Below are 17,039 nucleotides of genomic sequence, written 5' to 3'. Positions count from 1 at the left end.
AGGAGGGGGGGGGGTTGGGGGGGTGCGGTTTGGTGTGGGGCGGAGGTTTGAGAGGGGGAGGGGGGGGGGGGAGGGGGTGGGGGGAGAGAGGGCAGGGGCGCTGCGCCGGCTCACCGCGGCCGAGGCCGCGCTGGACGCCGCCCTCGCCCCGGCCCGCGAGAAGGCGGAGGCGGACGCGCGCGCCCGCGCCCTCCTGCGCGACACGCTCGGTCGCGTGGACTCGCAGGTGCGTGCCACGCAGGACTACGTCGCGACGCGTCGTGGTGCCGTCGGGCCCGAGGCCCGGACCCGTCTGGCCGAGGCGGCGCGGCTCGTCGCCGAGGCCCAGGCGCTCCAGTCGCAGGACCCGACGGCGGCCCTCGAGCGCGCCCAGCGGGCCGATCGGTACGCGCAGCAGGCGACGCAGCTCGCGGAGCAGGACACCTCGTCGTGGGGCGCGAACCAGGGCGGGCAGGGCGGGCCGAACGTCGGCGGCATGGTGCTGGGCGGGATCCTGCTCGACTCCGTGCTGCGCGGGTCCGGCGGCGGCATCAGCGGCGGGTTCGGCGGAGGGTACGGCGGCGGCCGGCGCCGGGGCGGCAACGGGGGGTTCGGCGGCGGCCGGGGCGGCGGCGGCTTCGGCGGCGGCCGGCGCGGCAGTGCCGGCGGGCGCGGTGGGAGGTCGCGCGGCGGCCGCTTCTGACCCCCGTGGCCCGGGCCGGAACCGGTCCGGCACGGCGCACGTTCTGGCAGGCACACGACGACGGCACACCATCTCAGCAGGGCGACGGAAGGAAGCACGACCATGACGCAGAAGCAGAGCATCCTCGGGCGCATCAGCCAGCTCGCGAAGGCGAACATCAACGCGCTGCTCGACCGCGCCGAGGACCCGCAGAAGATGCTGGACCAGCTCGTCCGCGACTACACGAACAACATCGCCGAGGCCGAGCAGGCCATCGCCCAGACCATCGGCAACCTGCGTCTCGCCGAGCAGGACTACAACGAGGACGTCCAGGCCGCCAGCGAGTGGGGCACCAAGGCGCTCGCCGCGTCGCGCAAGGCCGACGAGTACCGGACCGCCGGCAACACCGCCGACGCCGACAAGTTCGACAGCCTGGCCAAGGTGGCGCTGCGCAAGCAGCTCGACGCCGAGTCCGAGGTCAAGACGGCGCAGCCGATGATCGAGCAGCAGCGCGTCACGGTCGAGAAGCTCAAGACGGGCCTCGCCGCGATGAAGGACAAGCTGGGCGAGCTGAAGTCCAAGCGCGACCAGCTCGTCGCCCGTCAGAAGGCCGCCCAGGCGCAGCAGACCGTGCAGGGCGCGATCAGCTCCATCAACGTGCTCGACCCGACCAGCGAGCTGGCCCGCTACGAGGAGACCGTGCGCCGCGAGGAGGCCATGGCGATGGGCCAGGCGGAGGTCGCCGCGGCGTCCCTCGACTCCCAGTTCGCGGAGCTGGAGGCCTCCGACGCGGACATCGAGCTCGAGGCCCGGCTCGCGGCCCTCAAGGCCGGCAACGCGCCGGCGCCGCAGATCTCCCCGTCCGACCCGGCCTGACCCGCGAGGGAGGACGAGTCCGGCCAGGTAGTACGAGTCCCGGCGAGGTAGTTCCCAGGCTGCCTCGCCGGGCCGCGCACCGCCCCGGCGGCCGACACGGATACTCTGAGAGGCATGTCTCCCGCCTTCTCCGCGCCGGCCCCTGCGAGCGCGTCCACCCCCGCCGAGACCGCGGGCCGCCGCACCTATCTCCTGGTGGACGGCGAGAACATCGACGCCACGCTGGGCATGAACGTGCTGAACCGGAGGCCGAACCCCGAGGAGCGTCCCCGCTGGGACCGCATCTCGACGTTCGCGCAGAAGCTGTGGGACCAGGACGTCGTCCCGCTGTTCTTCCTCAACGCCAGCAGCGGGCAGATGCCGATGGCGTTCGTGCAGGCGCTGCTCGCGATGGGCTACAAGCCGATCCCGCTGGCCTCGTCCGGCACGGAGAAGGTCGTCGACGTCGGTATCCAGCGCACGCTGGAGGCGCTGGCGGACCGGGACGGCGACGTCCTGCTCGCGAGCCACGACGGCGACTTCCTGCCGCAGATCGAGGCGCTGCTCGACGACGACCGTCGCGTGGGGCTGCTGGCGTTCCGCGAGTTCGTCAACGGGCAGTTCGCGCAGCTCTCCGAGCGCGGGCTGCAGATGTTCGACCTCGAGGGCGACGCCGACGCGTTCACCGCCCCGCTGCCGCGCGTGCGGATCATCCCGCTCGACGAGTTCGACCCGCTGCGCTACCTCTGACGCGTCGTGGGCCGGCTCAGTCGGCGGCGAGCAGCTCCCGGTACAGCGGGGTCGTGTAGCCGGGGGTGAACGTGCTCCCGCCCAGGACGGCGCGCAGCCGCTCCGCCTCGGCGGCGACGGCGGCCTCGCCGTCCGCCCCGACGTCCTCGAGCAGGCGCCAGGCGACGTCGCCGCCCGGTCGCACGATCCACAGCCCGACGATCCGCCCCTGCCACCACACCGTCGCGCCCGCGTTGCCGGCGCTGTCGAAGATCCGCTCGCGGTGCGGGCCCAGGTACCAGTCGCGGGCGGTCCAGCCCATGGTGGTGGGGTCGAGGGTGGGCAGCAGCGCGGCGTGACCGTCCACGACGTCGTCCAGCGCGGGGTCGAGGTCGGCGTCCAGGTCGGTGTCGCGCAGCATGACGCCGTCGGCGACGACGGCGTCCTCTCCCGGCGGGCCGACCTCCACCTCGACCTCGCGCACGTCGAGGGTGGCGACGGCGCGGCGCGCCTGCCCGAGGTTCCAGCCGGTCCACCACTTGAGGTCCGCCACGGTGGCGGGCCCGAACACCTCGAGCCACGCCCGGGCGAGCTCCACCCGGGCCGCCTCCTCGTCCATCGCGGGGATCCCGTCGGGGAACCAGTCGGTCATCGGCGACCACACGTGCCGCGGCGACGACCACGCCCCGCGCGGCTCGCCGCGCACCACGGAGCCCTCGGCCGACAGCAGGGACAGCAGCGGCGACGTCATGGTGCGGCGCACGTCCCACGCCTTGTCCGTGGTGGGCAGGAAGGCGGTGCGCAGGAGCGGCGCCGCCCTCGAGAGCTCGGCGCCGTCGAGCGGGCCGGCGGCGAGGGCGGCGTGCACCTGCGCCTCGGCGGCCGCGACCAGCGCCTCGGGGTCGTCGACGGCCGGGTCCGTGGGCAGCGTCGCGAGCTCCTTGAGCAGCCGCGCCCGCAGCCGCGACGCGACCGGGGCCGACGCCGCCGCGTGCACCACCGGCACCAGGTCGCGCGGCACGACGAACATCGTGCGCCGCATGCCCAGCACCTTGACGAGGCTGCGCCGCTCGAAGAGAGCGTCGCGCACGTCGTCGAGTCCGAGCCCGGGCACCCGCGCGAGGACCGCGAGGTGCACGCTCGGCGCGTCCGTCGCGTGCAGCGCGACCAACCTCCGCGTGACGTCCTCCGGCGTCGTCACCGCCGGTGACCCGGGCCGGCCCACGCCCAGCGCCAGCTGTCGTCCGACCAGGCGCCGCCGGCGCTGCTCCCCCGTGATCCGCACCCGCTCATCATGGGCCCCACCGCCGACACCGCGACGCGGAGAACGGCGCCACCCCTTGCAGCGAGTCTTATTACTCGTCTAGAGTAAAAACATGGACGCAGGAACCCCGGCCCAGGCCGTCGCCGACATCACCGCCGCGCGGACGGCGGCGGACCTGTTCGCCGGCGCACCGGCGGAGGCCACCGCCGCGCGCCGGGCCCGCCGGACCTACCGCCGCCTCGTCGCCCTCGTCCACCCCGACGTGGCGGTCGGCCACGGCGTCGCGCCCGACGTCGCGCAGCGGGCGACGGCGCGGCTCAACGACCTGTACGAGCAGTGGCGGCTCGGCGCCCCGGCGCGCACGGCCGGCCCGGCGGCACCGCACGTCGTCGGCCGGCACGACACCTACCGGCTGCGCGACCGCCTCCACCGCGCCGACCTGATCAGCACGTACGCGACCGACGACCCGCTGGTCCGCGTCATGCTCAGCCGCACCGAGAACCGGGGCACCGACCGGCTCCGGGCGGCGGCCCGGGCGCTCGCCACGGCGGGCGCCGCCGCGGTCGCCCCCACCCCGGTCGACGGCGGCACCACGGCCGACCGGGCCTGGGTCGCGGCCCGGCTGCCCGACGGGCTGCACACCCTGCGCGAGGTCCGCACGGCCTTCCCGGGCGGCCTCGACGGCCGCGACTGGGCGTGGATGGCCCGCCGCGTCCTCCTGGCCCTCGACCTCGCGGGAGAGCCGGCGGCCCTGGACGTCGACACCGTCCTCGTGCACCCGGCCCGGCACGGCGTCGTCCTGACGGGCTGGGGCGCGACGACCTCCGACGCAGGGCTCGCCGCCCTGTTCGACGCGCTGCTCGACGACCGCCCCGACGCGGCCCGCCAGCGCGCCTGGGTCCGGGCCTCGGCGTCGCTCGACGCAGGTCGCCGTCGGACCGAGTACGACCTCCTGCTGCGCCACCTGTACGGCGCGCGGCGATACCGCCCGTTCGCCCTCCCGGGCGCGGCGTAGACCACGGGCCGACCGGCCCCGACGAAAGGAACCCCTCATGGGCGCAGGACAGTGGGACACCAGCACCTACACCGCCGCCGCGGCCGCGCGCGGGGCGCGCGGCCAGGACGACTTCGGCTACACCACGAGGATGCGGGGCGTGCCGCGCGACCAGCGCACCGCGGCCCCCGACCTCGACGCGTTCGGCGCGACGGCCCGCGAGGCCCGCGACAGCGCCGAGCACCCGCGCTCGACCCCGATCGCGGTCCTGTTCGACGTCACCGGCTCGATGGGGCAGGTCCCCATGACCCTCCAGCGGCGGCTGCCCGACCTCCTCGGCCTCCTCACGCGCGGCGGGTACGCACAGGACCCGCAGATCCTCGTCGGCGCGATCGGGGACGACGTGTTCGACGCCGTGCCCCTCCAGGTCGGGCAGTTCGAGTCGGACAACCGCATCGACGCCCAGCTCCGGGACATCTACCTCGAGCGCGGGGGCGGCGGCGACGGCAAGGAGGGCTACGCCCTGGCCGCCCACTTCCTCGCGACGCGGGCCCGGCTGGACTCGCTCGAGAGGCGCGGCCGCAAGGGCTACTGCTTCCTCATCGGGGACGAGGCCAACAAGGACCGGCTCTTCGCGAGCTCGATCCGGAAGTTCGTCGGCGACCGGGCGTTCCGCGACCTCGACGTGCGCGAGGTGTACCGCCGGCTGGAGGAGAAGTTCCACGTCTACTTCGTGGTCCCGAACCTCACCGCCTACTACGACGCCCCGTGGCTCGAGGAGCACTGGCGCGACCTCCTCGGCGAGCGGTTCCTCAAGCTCGACGACCCCGACGCGGTGTGCGACCTCATCGCGCTGACGGTCGGCATGATGGAGGACGCCATCACGCTCGACGAGGGCCTGGCCGACCTGGGCACGATCGGGTCGACCGGGGCCGCCGCGGTCGGCAAGGCCCTGGCCGGCCTCGCCACGACCGGCCGCGACGCCGCCACCGGCGGCCTCCTGCCCGCCGACCTCTAGGGAGGACCCCATGATGCTGACCACGGCACCACGGCAGGCGATCGTCGTCGTGGGACTCGGGTACGGCGACGAGTCGAAGGGAGCCACGGTCGACCACCTCGCGGCCGGCACGCCCGACGCCGTGGCCGTGGTGCGGTGGTCCGGCGGCGGCCAGGCCGCCCACAACGTCCGGCACGGCGCCCGGCACCACACGTTCCGGCAGTTCGGGTCGGGCACCTTCCTGGACGTGCGCACCGTGCTGCGCGCGCCGATGCTCGTCGACCCGGTGCTGCTCGCGGCCGAGGCGCACGCGCTCGAGGGTCAGGGCGTCCACGACCCCCTCGGCCTGGTCGTCGCCGACGCCCGGTGCCTCGTCACGACGCCGGTCCACGCGGCCATGAACCGGGCGCGGGAGCTCGCGCGCGGCGCGGGCCGGCACGGCTCGACGGGCCTCGGCATCGGCGAGACCGTGGCCTACGACCTCGCCGTGCGCGCCCGCGCGCGGGCCGGCGACGCCGTCGGGAACTTCACCGCTCCGGCCGCCGCACCGCCCGGGCCCGCCCCGACGCTCGCGACCCTGCGCGACCGGCGTCGCACGGTCGCCGCGCTCGACGCGCTCGCCCGGTACGCCGCCCCCCTGCTCGAGTCGGTCGACGACGGGGACGTGGCGCACCCGTCCGTGTCGGAGATGGCGTCGCTGCTGTGCGCGATCGCCGGCGACGTCGAGATCACCGACGACATCGACCGCCGGCTCGGGGACGCGCTCGGCGCCGGCACGGTGCTCTTCGAGGGCAGCCAGGGCCTGCTCCTCGACGAGTGGCACGGCTTCCACCCGCACACCACCTGGTCGACGGTGACGCCCCGCCACCTGGTCCGCGAGCTCGAGGCCGCCGGCCACCGCCCGTTCGTGCTCGGGCTGACCCGGACCTACTCGACGCGGCACGGCGCGGGCCCCATGCCGACCGAGGACGCCGGCCTGGTCCTGCCCGAGCCGGACAACCGGGAGGGCCGCTACCAGGGCGGGTGGCGCACGGGGCACCTCGACCTGCCCGCCCTGCGCTACGCCTCGCGGGTCGCGGGGCGCGTCGACGGGGTCGCCGTCAGCCATCTCGACGCGATCGCCGCCGCCGCGGCCGCGGGGACCCCGCTCCAGGTCGCCGGCTCCTGGGGCGGGGACAGGCAGCCCCTCACGTTCGCCGCGCACCCGGACCTCGCCCGCGCCGAGCGGCTCACCGCGGCGGCGGCGAGCGCCCTCCCCGACCTCGCCCCGCTGCCCGACGACCCCGCCGCGGTCCTCCGGCTCGTCGAGGACGCCGTCGGGGCCCCCGTCGTCCTGACGGCGGACGGCCCGCGCCGCACCGACCGCTCGCGGCGTGTCGGGGACGGGCCCGCGAGCAGGGCAGCATGATCAGCATGACCCCGCCCGACATCTTCAGCGTCGTCTCCGTCGACGTGGTCGCCCTGACCTACGACCGGGCCGCGCGACGCGTCCTCTTCGCCGCCCCCGAGCGCCCGCAGGACCCGTACCGCGGCGAGATCGCCCTCCCGGGGGTCGTCGTGCACAGCGGGGAACGCCTCGTGGACGCCGCGGCCCGGGCCCTCGACAAGGTGGCCGTGCCGACGGCGCCGGGGGCGCTCGGCCAGCTGCGCACGTTCGACGAGCCGACCCGCGACCCCCGCGGGCCGTCCCTGTCCGTCGCCATGTGGGCGGCGTGGTCCCCCTTCGGCGCGCCCGCGCCCGGCGGGCCGTGGTTCCCGGTCGACGACGCCCCGCACCTCGCGTTCGACCACGACCAGATCCTGGCGGCGAGCCGCGAGCTCGTCGCCGGGATGCTCTGGCGCGACCTGGGCCTCACGCGCGCGCTGACGGGGCCCGAGCTCACCGCCACCGACGCCGTCGCGATCACGGAGCAGCTCACGGGTCGCGTGCACCGCGGCAACCTGAACCGCGACCTGGCGCGGCTCCCCGGCCTCGTGGAGGCCGGCCTGGCGCACGGTGGCCGCGGGCGCCCGGCGAAGGTCTGGCGCTGGACCTGACGGCACCAGCACCGTCCGAGCCCCTTCCCAGGCAACGCTCAGACCCCGGTCGCACACTGAGGACATGAGCGCACCCGAGGCACGTCTCGTCGTCGTGGACGACGAGCCCAACATCCGCGAGCTGCTGTCCACGTCCCTGCGTTTCGCCGGGTTCGAGGTCCACGCCGCCGGTGACGGGAACGGGGCGCTGCAGCTCGTCCGCGACGTCGAGCCCGACCTCGTCGTGCTCGACGTGATGCTGCCCGACATGGACGGCTTCACCGTGACCCGCCGCATGCGCTCCACCGGCCGGCACACCCCCGTGCTGTTCCTCACCGCCCGCGACGACACGCAGGACAAGGTGCAGGGGCTCACCGTCGGCGGGGACGACTACGTCACGAAGCCGTTCAGCCTGGAGGAGGTCGTGGCGCGCATCCGCGCGGTGCTCCGCCGGACGCACGCGGGCGAGCCCGAGGACGACGCCGTCCTGCGCGTCGGCGACCTGGAGCTCGACGAGGACTCGCACGAGGTCCGCCGCGCCGGCGTCGAGATCGACCTGTCCCCCACCGAGTTCAAGCTGCTGCGCTACCTCATGCTCAACGCCGGCCGCGTGCTGTCCAAGGCGCAGATCCTCGACCACGTGTGGCAGTACGACTGGGGCGGCGACGCGAACATCGTCGAGTCCTACATCTCCTACCTGCGCCGCAAGATCGACAACCTCACCGTCACCGGTCCCGACGGCGACGACCTCACGCTGCCGCCGCTCATCCACACCAAGCGCGGCGTCGGCTACCTGCTGCGGGCGCCCCAGGCGCCGCGATGAGCGCGCCCACGCCGGGCGCGCCGGGGACGGCGGACGCGACGACCCCGCCGGGAACCGGCACGACGGCGGACGGCCGGGCCCTTCCGGCCGACCCGCGGTCCACGACCGACCCGCCCGCCGCGACGCCGCCCGGCCGGTCCGGGCGCTGGACGTGGCTGGAGCGGCTGCCGCTGCTCACCCGCCTCGTCGTGATCACGGTGCTCGTGCTGGCCGCCGGCCTCATCCTCGCGGCGGTCGTGACGCGCACCGTCGTCTCGACGTACCTGGTCGACCAGGTGGACCAGCAGCTGCGGCAGTCCGCCCAGGGGGTCGCGAACCTCACCCTGCGGCAGTCGGAGTCCCCCACCTCCGGCCCGCCCACCGACTACGTCGTCATCTTCCGGGACTCGACCGGCGAGGTCAGCAGCGACCCGATCGGCTGGACCCCCAACATCGAGAAGTACGGCACCCCGGACATCCCGGTCGAGACGTACAGCGAGGTCCACGACCGGCACGGCGAGCCGTTCACCGTCGAGGGGTCGGGGGGCACGACGCCGACGCAGTGGCGGGTCGCGTCCCTCGCCGACCCGACGAACCAGGTGATCGCGTACGTCGCCTACCCCCTGGCGAACGTGCAGCACACGGTCGCCTACCTCACGCGCTCGCTGCTGTTCTCGGCGCTCGGCATCGTCATCCTCGGCGGGGCGATCTCCTTCCTGCTGGTGCACCGGTCGCTGCGACCGCTGCGCCGGATCGAGGCGACGGCGGCGGAGATCGCCGCGGGCGACCTGTCGCAGCGCGTCCCCGAGCGCCCGACGTCGACCGAGGTGGGCTCGCTGTCCGCGTCGCTGAACACGATGCTGGCGCAGATCGAGCGCGCGTTCTCCGCCCAGGAGGAGTCGGAACGCCGCATGCGCCGGTTCGTCTCCGACGCGAGCCACGAGCTCCGCACGCCGCTGGCGACGGTCAAGGGCTACGGCGAGCTGTACCGGCTCGGCGCGCTCGACACGCCCGCCAAGGTGGACGACACCATGGGGCGCATCGAGGACTCGGCGCGCCGGATGAGCACGCTGGTCAACGACCTCCTGGTGCTCGCCCGGCTCGACGAGGGCCGGCCGATGCGCCACGAGCCCGTGGACCTCGGGGCGATGGCCCGCGACGCGGCCCAGGACCTGCACGCCCTCGACCCGACGCGCGAGGTCACGGTGACCGGGCTCGCCCCGGGCGCGCCGGCGCCGTCCGGGGTCGTCGTCACCGGCGACGGTGACCGCCTGCGCCAGGTGCTGACCAACCTCGTGGGGAACGTGGCGAGGCACACACCGGCCGGCTCGCCGGCCGAGCTGGCGGTGGGCCGGGCGCCCGACGGCGGCGCCGTCGTCGAGGTGCGCGACCACGGCCCGGGCATCACGCCGGAGCAGTCGAGCCGCGTGTTCGAGCGCTTCTACCGCGCCGACTCGTCGCGGAACCGGGAGTCCGGCGGCTCCGGGCTGGGGATGGCGATCGTCGCGGCGATCGTCGGCGCGCACCAGGGCCACGTGTCGGTGAGCGAGACGCCCGGCGGCGGGATGACGGTGCGAGTTCTTCTCCCGTCGGCGGACGGCTACGATGGCGCGTCGTCCTCCTCCACCTGACCGGAATGCCGACCAGCAGGCGTGGCCGGCACCCTGACCGCGGTGCGATGTCGCACCTCGGTCGTAGTCTGACGAGGAGGAGGACAGTCCGAGTCCGACGACCGAAGGTCTGATTGCGATGGGCGTCATGAGCGCCGACGCGCCCCAGTGGTTCCTCTCCGCGTTCGTCCGCACCTGTCACGGTGCGGGAGCGACCGCCGACGACGCGGAGATCCGCTCCGTCGGGGAGGACCTCATCGACCGGTGGTCCGCCCCGGAGCGGCACTTCCACAACCTGCGCCACCTGGCCGACGTCCTGCACCGCGTGGACGAGCTGTCCCAGGAGACGCACGAGCCCGACCTGGTGCGCCTCGCGGCCTGGTACCACGGCGCGGTGTTCGACGCGACGCGCAAGGTCGCCCAGGCGAACCAGGGCGGCGAGCAGACCACGGTGAGCGCCAACCTCGCCCGCACGCAGCTCACCCAGCTCGGTCTGCCGGACGCCGCGGTGGAGCGCACCGCGCGGCTCGTCGACTCGATCGACCGGCACAAGCCGCTGCCCGACGACGTCGACTCGGCGGTGCTCAACGACGCCGACCTCGCGATGCTGGCGGCCGAACCGCAGCGCTACAAGGCGTACATGGCGAACGTGCGGGCGGAGTACTCGCACATCCCGCTGCCCGACTACCTCGACGCCCGCGTCCGCGTGCTCACCAAGCTGCTGCAGCGCCCGTCGCTGTACTTCAGCCCGATGGGTGCGGCGTGGGAGGAGGCGGCCCGGCAGAACCTCGACGGCGAGCTGCACCGGCTGCTCAAGGAGCGGCGCCTGCTCGAGGAGAAGCCGGCCTCCTGACCCTCTCCCGACCCGGTTCTCCACAGCCTGTGGACGACGGCGTCCGCGCGCGCCGCACCCTCCGTAACGTCGTCGTCGGCAACCCCGCAGGGGGCACGGCGACGAAGGAGGACACGTGCGGTACGAGGTCGACAGCGAGCGGGTGGCGCAGGCGAGCGCGGCGGTGAACGGTTCCGTGGCGGCGATCCGCTCCGAGGTGGGGGCGATGATGCGGCACCTGCAGGACCTGCAGTCCAGCTGGCACGGCGGCGCGGCCACCCAGTTCGCGGGAGTCATGGGTCAGTGGCAGGCCACGCAGACCCAGGTCGAGGCGGCGCTCGACGCGGTGACGGCGGCCCTGTCGTCGGCGTCGCGCACCTACGCGGACGCCGAGGCCCAGGCCACGCGGCTCTTCACGGCCCGCTGAACCGGACGGGGGGCGTCCCGCGTCGTGCGGGGCGCCCTCAGCCGCGTCCGGGCGTCACGGCGGTCCCCGCGCGCTGGGCGGCGAGCGACCACACCTGCTCCAGGGGCGCGAACCCGTCCTGGCCGTCGGCATCGCGGAACACCTCGACCCAGCGCCCGATCGACGCCTGCCAGGCCACGTTGGCCGGGTTGTCGTCGAGCGCGGCGATCGCGGCGTCGAAGTCGTCGCAGTCGACGACGTGGAAGAGCCGCTCGCCCGAGCGCCAGATCGTCCACCCGTGGATGCCCACCCGGGCGAACGCGGCGTCGAGGTCGGCGGGGATGGCGGCGTGCTCGACGCGGTAGTCGTCGACGGCGCCCGGCCGCAGGACCGAGTGCAGGGCGACGATCATGAGCGGCCCCCAGGTTCACGGTGCACGACCCGGATCCTCCGGGCACCCACGACGCCGTGTCAACCGCCGGACGCACGACGGACCCCCACCCCGCAGGGTGAGGGCCCGTCGTCGAACCGTCAGGCTCTGGCCGGACTCCGGATCAGAAGTCCATGCCGCCCATGCCACCGTCGCCGGCGGGCGCGGCCGAGGCCGGCTCCGGCTTGTCGGCCACGACAGCCTCGGTGGTGAGGAACAGCGCGGCGATCGACGCGGCGTTCTGCAGCGCGGAGCGCGTGACCTTGACCGGGTCGTTGACGCCCGCGGCCAGCAGGTCCTCGTACACGCCGGTCGCGGCGTTGAGGCCCTCGCCGGCGGGGAGGTTCTTGACCTTCTCCGCCACGACGCCGCCCTCGAGGCCGGCGTTGATCGCGATCTGCTTCAGCGGGGCCGAGACGGACGCGGCGACGATCTGCGCGCCGATCGCCTCGTCACCCTCGAGCTCCAGCTTCGGGAACGCGGCGGCGCCCGCCTGGATGAGAGCCACGCCACCACCGGCGACGATGCCCTCCTCGACCGCGGCCTTGGCGTTGCGGACGGCGTCCTCGATGCGGTGCTTGCGCTCCTTGAGCTCCACCTCGGTGGCCGCACCGGCCTTGATGACGGCGACGCCGCCGGCCAGCTTGGCGAGGCGCTCCTGCAGCTTCTCGCGGTCGTAGTCGGAGTCCGACTTCTCGATCTCGGAGCGGATCTGGGCGACGCGGCCCGAGATGAGCTCGGCGTCGCCCGAGCCCTCGACGATCGTGGTCTCGTCCTTGGTCACGACGACCTTGCGCGCCTGGCCCAGCAGGTCGAGGGTCGCGTTCTCCAGCTTGAGGCCCACCGTCTCGGTGATGACCTGGCCGCCGGTGAGGATCGCGATGTCCTGCAGCATGGCCTTGCGGCGGTCGCCGAAGCCCGGGGCCTTGACGGCGACGGACTTGAAAGTGCCGCGGATCTTGTTCAGCACGAGGGTGGCCAGGGCCTCGCCCTCGACGTCCTCGGCGATGATCAGCAGCGAGCGGCCGGACTTCATGACCTGGTCGAGCACCGGCAGCATGTCCTTGACGTTCGAGATCTTCGACTCGACGATCAGGACGTACGGGTCCTCGAGGACGGCCTCCTGGCGCTCCGGGTCCGTCTCGAAGTAGCGGGCGAGGAAGCCCTTGTCGAAGCGCATGCCCTCGGTGAGCTCGAGCTCGAGGCCGAAGGTGTTCGACTCCTCGACGGTGATGACGCCTTCCTTGCCCACCTTGTCGAGGGCCTCGGCGATGAGCTCGCCGATCGCGGGGTCACCGGCGGAGATCGCGGCGGTGGCGGCGATCTGCTCCTTGGTCTCGATGTCGACGGCGGCGTTGAGCAGCTGCTCGGTGACGGCCTCGACGGCCTTCTCGATGCCGCGCTTGACGGCGATCGGGTTGGCGCCGGCGGCGACGACCCGCAGGCCCTCCTTGACGAGCGCCTGGGCGAGCACGGTGGCGGTGGTGGTGCCGTCACCCGCGACGTCGTCCGTCTTCTTGGCGACCTCCTTGACGAGCTCCGCGCCGATCTTCTCGTACGGGTCGTCGAGGTCGATCTCCTTGGCGATGGAGACACCGTCGTTGGTGATCGTGGGGGCGCCCCACTTCTTGTCCAGGACGACGTTGCGGCCCTTGGGGCCGAGCGTGACCTTCACGGTGTCGGCGAGCTGGTTGAGCCCGCGCTCCATGCTCCGACGAGCTTCCTCGTCGAACGCGATGATCTTGGCCATGGGGACTGATCCTCCGCTGGTGGCTGAGATGGCCGGCCGGCGCCCGCGACGGACGACCCACCCCGCGGCGTTCAGGTCACGCGCACGCGGAGGGTCTCACCGAACGACCCGAATGCTTCACCCGCGGCCCAGGAGAACGCCGCCCCGGGAGGCGGCTGTCACTCACAGGCCGAGAGTGCTAAGCCATTATTGGCACTCTCGGGTGGCGAGTGCAAGACGTTCGCCGAGGGCGTGCACCACCCGGGGACGACGAAGGCCGGCACCCCGGACGCGTCCCTGCGTCCTGGGTGCCGGCCTGTCACGGTCGACGGCGTGGCCTACGGCGCGGTCAGAGCGGGCGGACCTGCTCGGCCTGCGGCCCCTTCTGCCCCTGGCCGACCTCGAACTCGACGCCCTGGCCCTCGTCCAGGGTGCGGTACCCGTCGGTCTGGATGGCGCTGTAGTGGACGAACAGGTCCTGCCCGCCTGCGGCCGGGGTGATGAACCCGAACCCCTTCTCCGCGTTGAACCACTTGACGGTGCCCTGGGCCATGTACCTCTCCTTGTGCTACTCGGCCGCAGGGCAGGCACCCCACGGTGAGGGGGAGCCTAGTAGCGGCGATCGCGGCAAGGGAAGCACCGATGTCCGGAATGTCGGCATCCGAGATTCCTGACGTGCGACGACGGTCAGCCCACAGGTGACTTGAGGACCACCCAGACGGCCTGCTCGCTGGCCGTGACGTCGTCGGACTCCTGCACGTTCGCCGGGTCGACGCCGAGCGCCTCGGCGACGGCGCTGGCCGTGTCCGCGCGGTCCGCGCCGTACAGGACGGTCGTCTCCTCGTAGACGCCCTTCAGCGTGTCCGGCGCGTCCGTGGCCGCGACGTCGACGAACCCGCCGTCGCTCGAGAGGACGCCCTGACCGGCCGCGGCCTGGCCCTGGCCCGCACCGTCGTTGTAGACGACGACGGACGCCTCGAGGTTCGCGGCCGCCGGGTCGCCGGGCAGCTCGGTCGCCGTGTCGGAGGCGTCGTCGCCGGGCTCCTCGTCGGCCGGGTCCTCGCTCGCCTCGCCGTCGGCCGGCGGCTCCTCACCCTCGGCGTCGGCGGAGGCGGAGGCCTCGGGCTCGGCGCCGGCGCCCGCGGTCTGCTCGGCGGCAGGGGGCGTCGCGGGGTCGCCGTCGTCCGACAGGAAGGAGACGATGCCGACCGCGAGCCCGCCGCACACGACGACGATCAGCAGGAACGGCCACACCGAGCTCCACCCGCTGCGCGGCTCACGATGCACACCGACCGGCGTGCCCTCGGGCCCGCGGACGTCGAACTCGTCGGGCGGGTAGGGGTAATGGCTCTTGCTCACGGCGGACAGGGTAGCCGTTCCGGGCGTCCGCCCGTCCAGGCCGCTCTCAGCGAGCCCCTGGCTCGCCCGTCCGCCCGGGTCGCGGGCGCGTCGTCAGCCCTGACCGTCGGAGAGGCGCCGCGCGGAGCGAGCCCGCTGGCGCGTGGACCGCATCCGGCGCAGCCGCTTGACGAGCATGGGGTCGTGGGCGAGCGCCGCCGGCGAGTCGATGAGGGCGTTCAGCACCTGGTAGTAGCGCGTCGCCGACAGGCCGAACAGCTCGCGCACCGCCTGCTCCTTCGCCCCGGCGTACTTCCACCACTGCCGCTCGAAGGCGAGGATCTCGCGGTCGCGGTCGGAGAGGTCGCCGTCCGACGACGTGGCGGCCGATGCCGCGGACGACTCGGTCGCCGTCGTGCCCGACGCCTCCGGGTCCGGCTGGACCTCCTGGACCAGGATCTCGCTCATGGCGTCCCAGTATGGCGCGTCCGCGCGCCGGTCCCGACGACGTCGCCCCGCGCGCCGCGATCCCGCGACCTGTCGGGCCAGGACCATCGCAACGTGCCCTTGGCCCTGACGACTCGCGGGCGGGGTGCGCTAGCGTCGCGGCGTGGACACCCCGACGACGACCGGCCCCGGCACGACGACGCAGGAGCGGCCGCCGCTCGACCAGGTCATGGCGCCCGACTGGGCCGCCGCGCTGGCCGACGTCGAGCCGCAGATCCACGCGATGGGCGACTTCCTGCGCGCCGAGGTCGCCGCGGGCCGCACGTACCTGCCCGACGGTGCGCACATCTTCGCCGCGTTCTCGCGCCCCCTCGCCGACGTGCGCGTGCTCGTCGTCGGGCAGGACCCGTACCCCACGCCCGGACACCCCATGGGGCTGTCGTTCTCCGTCCAGCCGCAGGTGCGGCCCGTGCCCAAGTCGCTCGTCAACATCTACTCCGAGCTCGCCGAGGACGTCGGTGTGCCGACGCCGTCGAACGGCGACCTGCGCCCCTGGGCCGACCAGGGCGTCATGCTGCTCAACCGCGTGCTCACCGTGCGGCCCGGCACCCCGGCGTCGCACCGCGGCAAGGGGTGGGAACAGGTCACCGAGGCCGCGATCAAGGCGCTCGTGGCCCGCGGAGGGCCACTCGTCGCGATCCTGTGGGGCCGCGACGCCGCGTCGCTCAAGCCGTGGCTGGGCGACGTCCCGACCGTCGAGAGCGCGCACCCCAGCCCGCTCTCCGCGTACCGCGGCTTCTTCGGGTCCCGCCCGTTCTCCCGCGTCAACGCGCTGCTCGAGGAGCAGGGCGGGACGCCGGTGGACTGGCGCCTCGCCTGACGGCGTTCGGACCGCCGGGGCCGGTCCGGCGTCGTCGCCCCGAGCGCCCACCGCCGCGCGAGGAGCACAATGGCGGACGTGACCACGCAGGACTCCACCCCGACCCCTGACGGCACGACCCCTCGCGCCGCCCCCTCCTCCGTCCCCCCGTGGACGCGCTACGTCGCGATCGGCGACTCGTTCAGCGAGGGCCTGTGGGACCCGTACCCGTACGACGACGGCACGCCGGCCCCGGCGGGCACGGAGTCGGCGGCGAAGCAGCGCGGTTGGGCCGACCGGCTCGCCGGCGCACTGTCCACCCGCCGCACCGCTGCCGGCGCGCCCGGGATGGAGTACGCGAACCTCGCCATCCGCGGTCGGCTGCTGCGCCACATCCTGGACGAGCAGGTCGACGTCGCGCTGGAGATGCAGCCCGACCTGGTGTCGTTCGTCGGCGGCGGCAACGACATCCTGCGCCCGCAGGCCGACATCGACGTGCTCTCGGCCCGCCTGGAGCAGGGCGTGGCGACGATCCGCGCGACGGGCGCCGACGTCCTCCTCGGCACGGGCTTCAAGGCGGGCGCCGGGCTGAGCTGGACCCGCGGCCGCGTGGGCCAATACAACGCGAACATCTGGACCATCGCGCGCAAGCACGGCGCGCACGTGCTGGACCTGTGGGGACTCGACCCCCTGTTCGACCTGCGCATGTGGGCCGACGACCGCATCCACCTCACCCCCGAGGGGCACCGCCGCGTCGCCGACGCCGCGCTCGTCGGCCTCGGCCAGGCGCCGGACGACCCCGACTACGCCGTCGCGCTCGACCCCCTGCCGCCGCAGGCGTTCGTCGAGCGGGCCCGCGCCAACGCGCAGTGGGCGCGCACGCACGTCGTCCCCTGGGTGCAGCGCCGGATCAAGCACACCTCCAGCGGCGACGGCCGCGCGCCGAAGTGGGGCGAGCCCACGGGCTGGCCCCCGCCCTCCGCGAGATAGAGAACCCCGAGCGCGAGATAGAGAACCCCGAGCGCGAGATAGAGAACCCCGAGCGCGAGATAGAGAACCCTGGACGGGGC

At 74.1% G+C, this 17,039-nt stretch carries 19 protein-coding genes; 13 read left to right on the top strand and 6 right to left on the bottom strand.

Annotated features, from left to right (window positions below; all coding sequences use genetic code 11):
- The first annotated feature begins 76 nt into the window (after positions 1 to 76).
- From ACFCZN_RS20540 to ACFCZN_RS20530, 3 genes are all read left to right on the top strand, one after another.
- Positions 77 to 682: a hypothetical protein gene (locus tag ACFCZN_RS20540; RefSeq protein WP_430557984.1), complete on the top strand. Its 606-nt coding sequence runs from the start codon at positions 77 to 79 to the stop codon at positions 680 to 682.
- A 102-nt stretch (positions 683 to 784) separates the two neighbouring features.
- Positions 785 to 1,537, top strand: a complete 753-nt coding sequence (locus ACFCZN_RS20535; RefSeq protein ID WP_429764320.1) for a PspA/IM30 family protein — start codon at positions 785 to 787, stop codon at positions 1,535 to 1,537.
- 114 nt (positions 1,538 to 1,651) lie between these two features.
- Positions 1,652 to 2,266: an NYN domain-containing protein gene (locus tag ACFCZN_RS20530; RefSeq protein ID WP_430557983.1), complete on the top strand. Its 615-nt coding sequence runs from the start codon at positions 1,652 to 1,654 to the stop codon at positions 2,264 to 2,266.
- Between the two features lie 16 nt (positions 2,267 to 2,282).
- Here the strand turns inward: ACFCZN_RS20530 and ACFCZN_RS20525 are convergent, their stop codons facing one another.
- The gene (locus tag ACFCZN_RS20525; RefSeq protein ID WP_430557982.1) at positions 2,283 to 3,530 is read right to left on the bottom strand and encodes a winged helix DNA-binding domain-containing protein; all 1,248 of its coding nucleotides are present in this window, start codon (positions 3,528 to 3,530) and stop codon (positions 2,283 to 2,285) included.
- A 91-nt stretch (positions 3,531 to 3,621) separates the two neighbouring features.
- On the opposite strand from ACFCZN_RS20525, the gene ACFCZN_RS20520 reads away from it, so the two are divergent.
- The 8 genes from ACFCZN_RS20520 (at position 3,622) to ACFCZN_RS20485 (ending at position 11,187) form a co-directional block, all read left to right on the top strand.
- Positions 3,622 to 4,524 (top strand): hypothetical protein, encoded by a 903-nt coding sequence (locus ACFCZN_RS20520; protein WP_430557981.1) that lies wholly within the window; start codon positions 3,622 to 3,624, stop codon positions 4,522 to 4,524.
- Between the two features lie 37 nt (positions 4,525 to 4,561).
- Positions 4,562 to 5,521 (top strand): hypothetical protein, encoded by a 960-nt coding sequence (locus ACFCZN_RS20515; protein ID WP_430557980.1) that lies wholly within the window; start codon positions 4,562 to 4,564, stop codon positions 5,519 to 5,521.
- 10 nt (positions 5,522 to 5,531) lie between these two features.
- Complete coding sequence (locus ACFCZN_RS20510; RefSeq protein ID WP_430557979.1) at positions 5,532 to 6,908, top strand: adenylosuccinate synthetase; 1,377 nt, start codon at positions 5,532 to 5,534, stop codon at positions 6,906 to 6,908.
- Positions 6,905 to 7,537, top strand: coding sequence for an NUDIX hydrolase (locus ACFCZN_RS20505; protein ID WP_429764314.1), 633 nt, complete (start codon positions 6,905 to 6,907; stop codon positions 7,535 to 7,537). The genes ACFCZN_RS20510 and ACFCZN_RS20505 overlap by 4 nt, the downstream gene beginning before the upstream one ends.
- Before the next feature lie 64 nt (positions 7,538 to 7,601).
- Positions 7,602 to 8,339 carry a response regulator transcription factor gene (locus ACFCZN_RS20500; protein WP_429764313.1) on the top strand — a complete coding sequence of 246 codons (738 nt, stop codon included), beginning with the start codon at positions 7,602 to 7,604 and terminating at the stop codon, positions 8,337 to 8,339.
- Entirely contained in the window at positions 8,336 to 9,949 is a 1,614-nt protein-coding gene (locus ACFCZN_RS20495; RefSeq protein ID WP_430557978.1) for a sensor histidine kinase, read from the top strand. Before ACFCZN_RS20500 ends, ACFCZN_RS20495 begins: the two co-directional genes overlap by 4 nt.
- A gap of 127 nt (positions 9,950 to 10,076) precedes the next feature.
- Positions 10,077 to 10,781, top strand: coding sequence for an HD domain-containing protein (locus ACFCZN_RS20490; RefSeq protein WP_429764311.1), 705 nt, complete (start codon positions 10,077 to 10,079; stop codon positions 10,779 to 10,781).
- A gap of 115 nt (positions 10,782 to 10,896) precedes the next feature.
- Complete coding sequence (locus ACFCZN_RS20485) at positions 10,897 to 11,187, top strand: WXG100 family type VII secretion target (RefSeq protein WP_429764310.1); 291 nt, start codon at positions 10,897 to 10,899, stop codon at positions 11,185 to 11,187.
- 37 nt (positions 11,188 to 11,224) lie between these two features.
- Here the strand turns inward: ACFCZN_RS20485 and ACFCZN_RS20480 are convergent, their stop codons facing one another.
- From ACFCZN_RS20480 to ACFCZN_RS20460, 5 genes are all read right to left on the bottom strand, one after another.
- A complete protein-coding gene (locus ACFCZN_RS20480; RefSeq protein WP_430557977.1) occupies positions 11,225 to 11,578 on the bottom strand; it encodes an L-rhamnose mutarotase in 354 nt (117 codons plus the stop codon).
- Between the two features lie 142 nt (positions 11,579 to 11,720).
- Positions 11,721 to 13,346 carry a chaperonin GroEL gene (gene groL / locus ACFCZN_RS20475; protein ID WP_429764308.1) on the bottom strand — a complete coding sequence of 542 codons (1,626 nt, stop codon included), beginning with the start codon at positions 13,344 to 13,346 and terminating at the stop codon, positions 11,721 to 11,723.
- A gap of 328 nt (positions 13,347 to 13,674) precedes the next feature.
- Positions 13,675 to 13,878, bottom strand: a complete 204-nt coding sequence (locus ACFCZN_RS20470) for a cold-shock protein (protein WP_429764307.1) — start codon at positions 13,876 to 13,878, stop codon at positions 13,675 to 13,677.
- Between the two features lie 134 nt (positions 13,879 to 14,012).
- Positions 14,013 to 14,684, bottom strand: coding sequence for a LytR C-terminal domain-containing protein (locus tag ACFCZN_RS20465; protein WP_430557976.1), 672 nt, complete (start codon positions 14,682 to 14,684; stop codon positions 14,013 to 14,015).
- A gap of 93 nt (positions 14,685 to 14,777) precedes the next feature.
- Complete coding sequence (locus tag ACFCZN_RS20460; protein ID WP_429764305.1) at positions 14,778 to 15,131, bottom strand: DUF3263 domain-containing protein; 354 nt, start codon at positions 15,129 to 15,131, stop codon at positions 14,778 to 14,780.
- Between the two features lie 208 nt (positions 15,132 to 15,339).
- On the opposite strand from ACFCZN_RS20460, the gene ACFCZN_RS20455 reads away from it, so the two are divergent.
- Both ACFCZN_RS20455 and ACFCZN_RS20450 read left to right on the top strand, forming a co-directional pair.
- Complete coding sequence (locus tag ACFCZN_RS20455; protein ID WP_429764643.1) at positions 15,340 to 15,990, top strand: uracil-DNA glycosylase; 651 nt, start codon at positions 15,340 to 15,342, stop codon at positions 15,988 to 15,990.
- Positions 15,991 to 16,059: 69 nt separating this feature from the next.
- Complete coding sequence (locus ACFCZN_RS20450) at positions 16,060 to 16,959, top strand: SGNH/GDSL hydrolase family protein (protein ID WP_430557975.1); 900 nt, start codon at positions 16,060 to 16,062, stop codon at positions 16,957 to 16,959.
- Positions 16,960 to 17,039 lie beyond the last annotated feature (80 nt).

Origin of the sequence: Isoptericola sp. NPDC056134, from assembly GCF_042264825.1 — a bacterium.
Classification (GTDB): domain Bacteria; phylum Actinomycetota; class Actinomycetes; order Actinomycetales; family Cellulomonadaceae; genus Isoptericola; species Isoptericola nanjingensis.
Note: the sequence above shows the minus strand (reverse complement) of the source record. Positions and strands in the feature narration are given on the sequence as shown.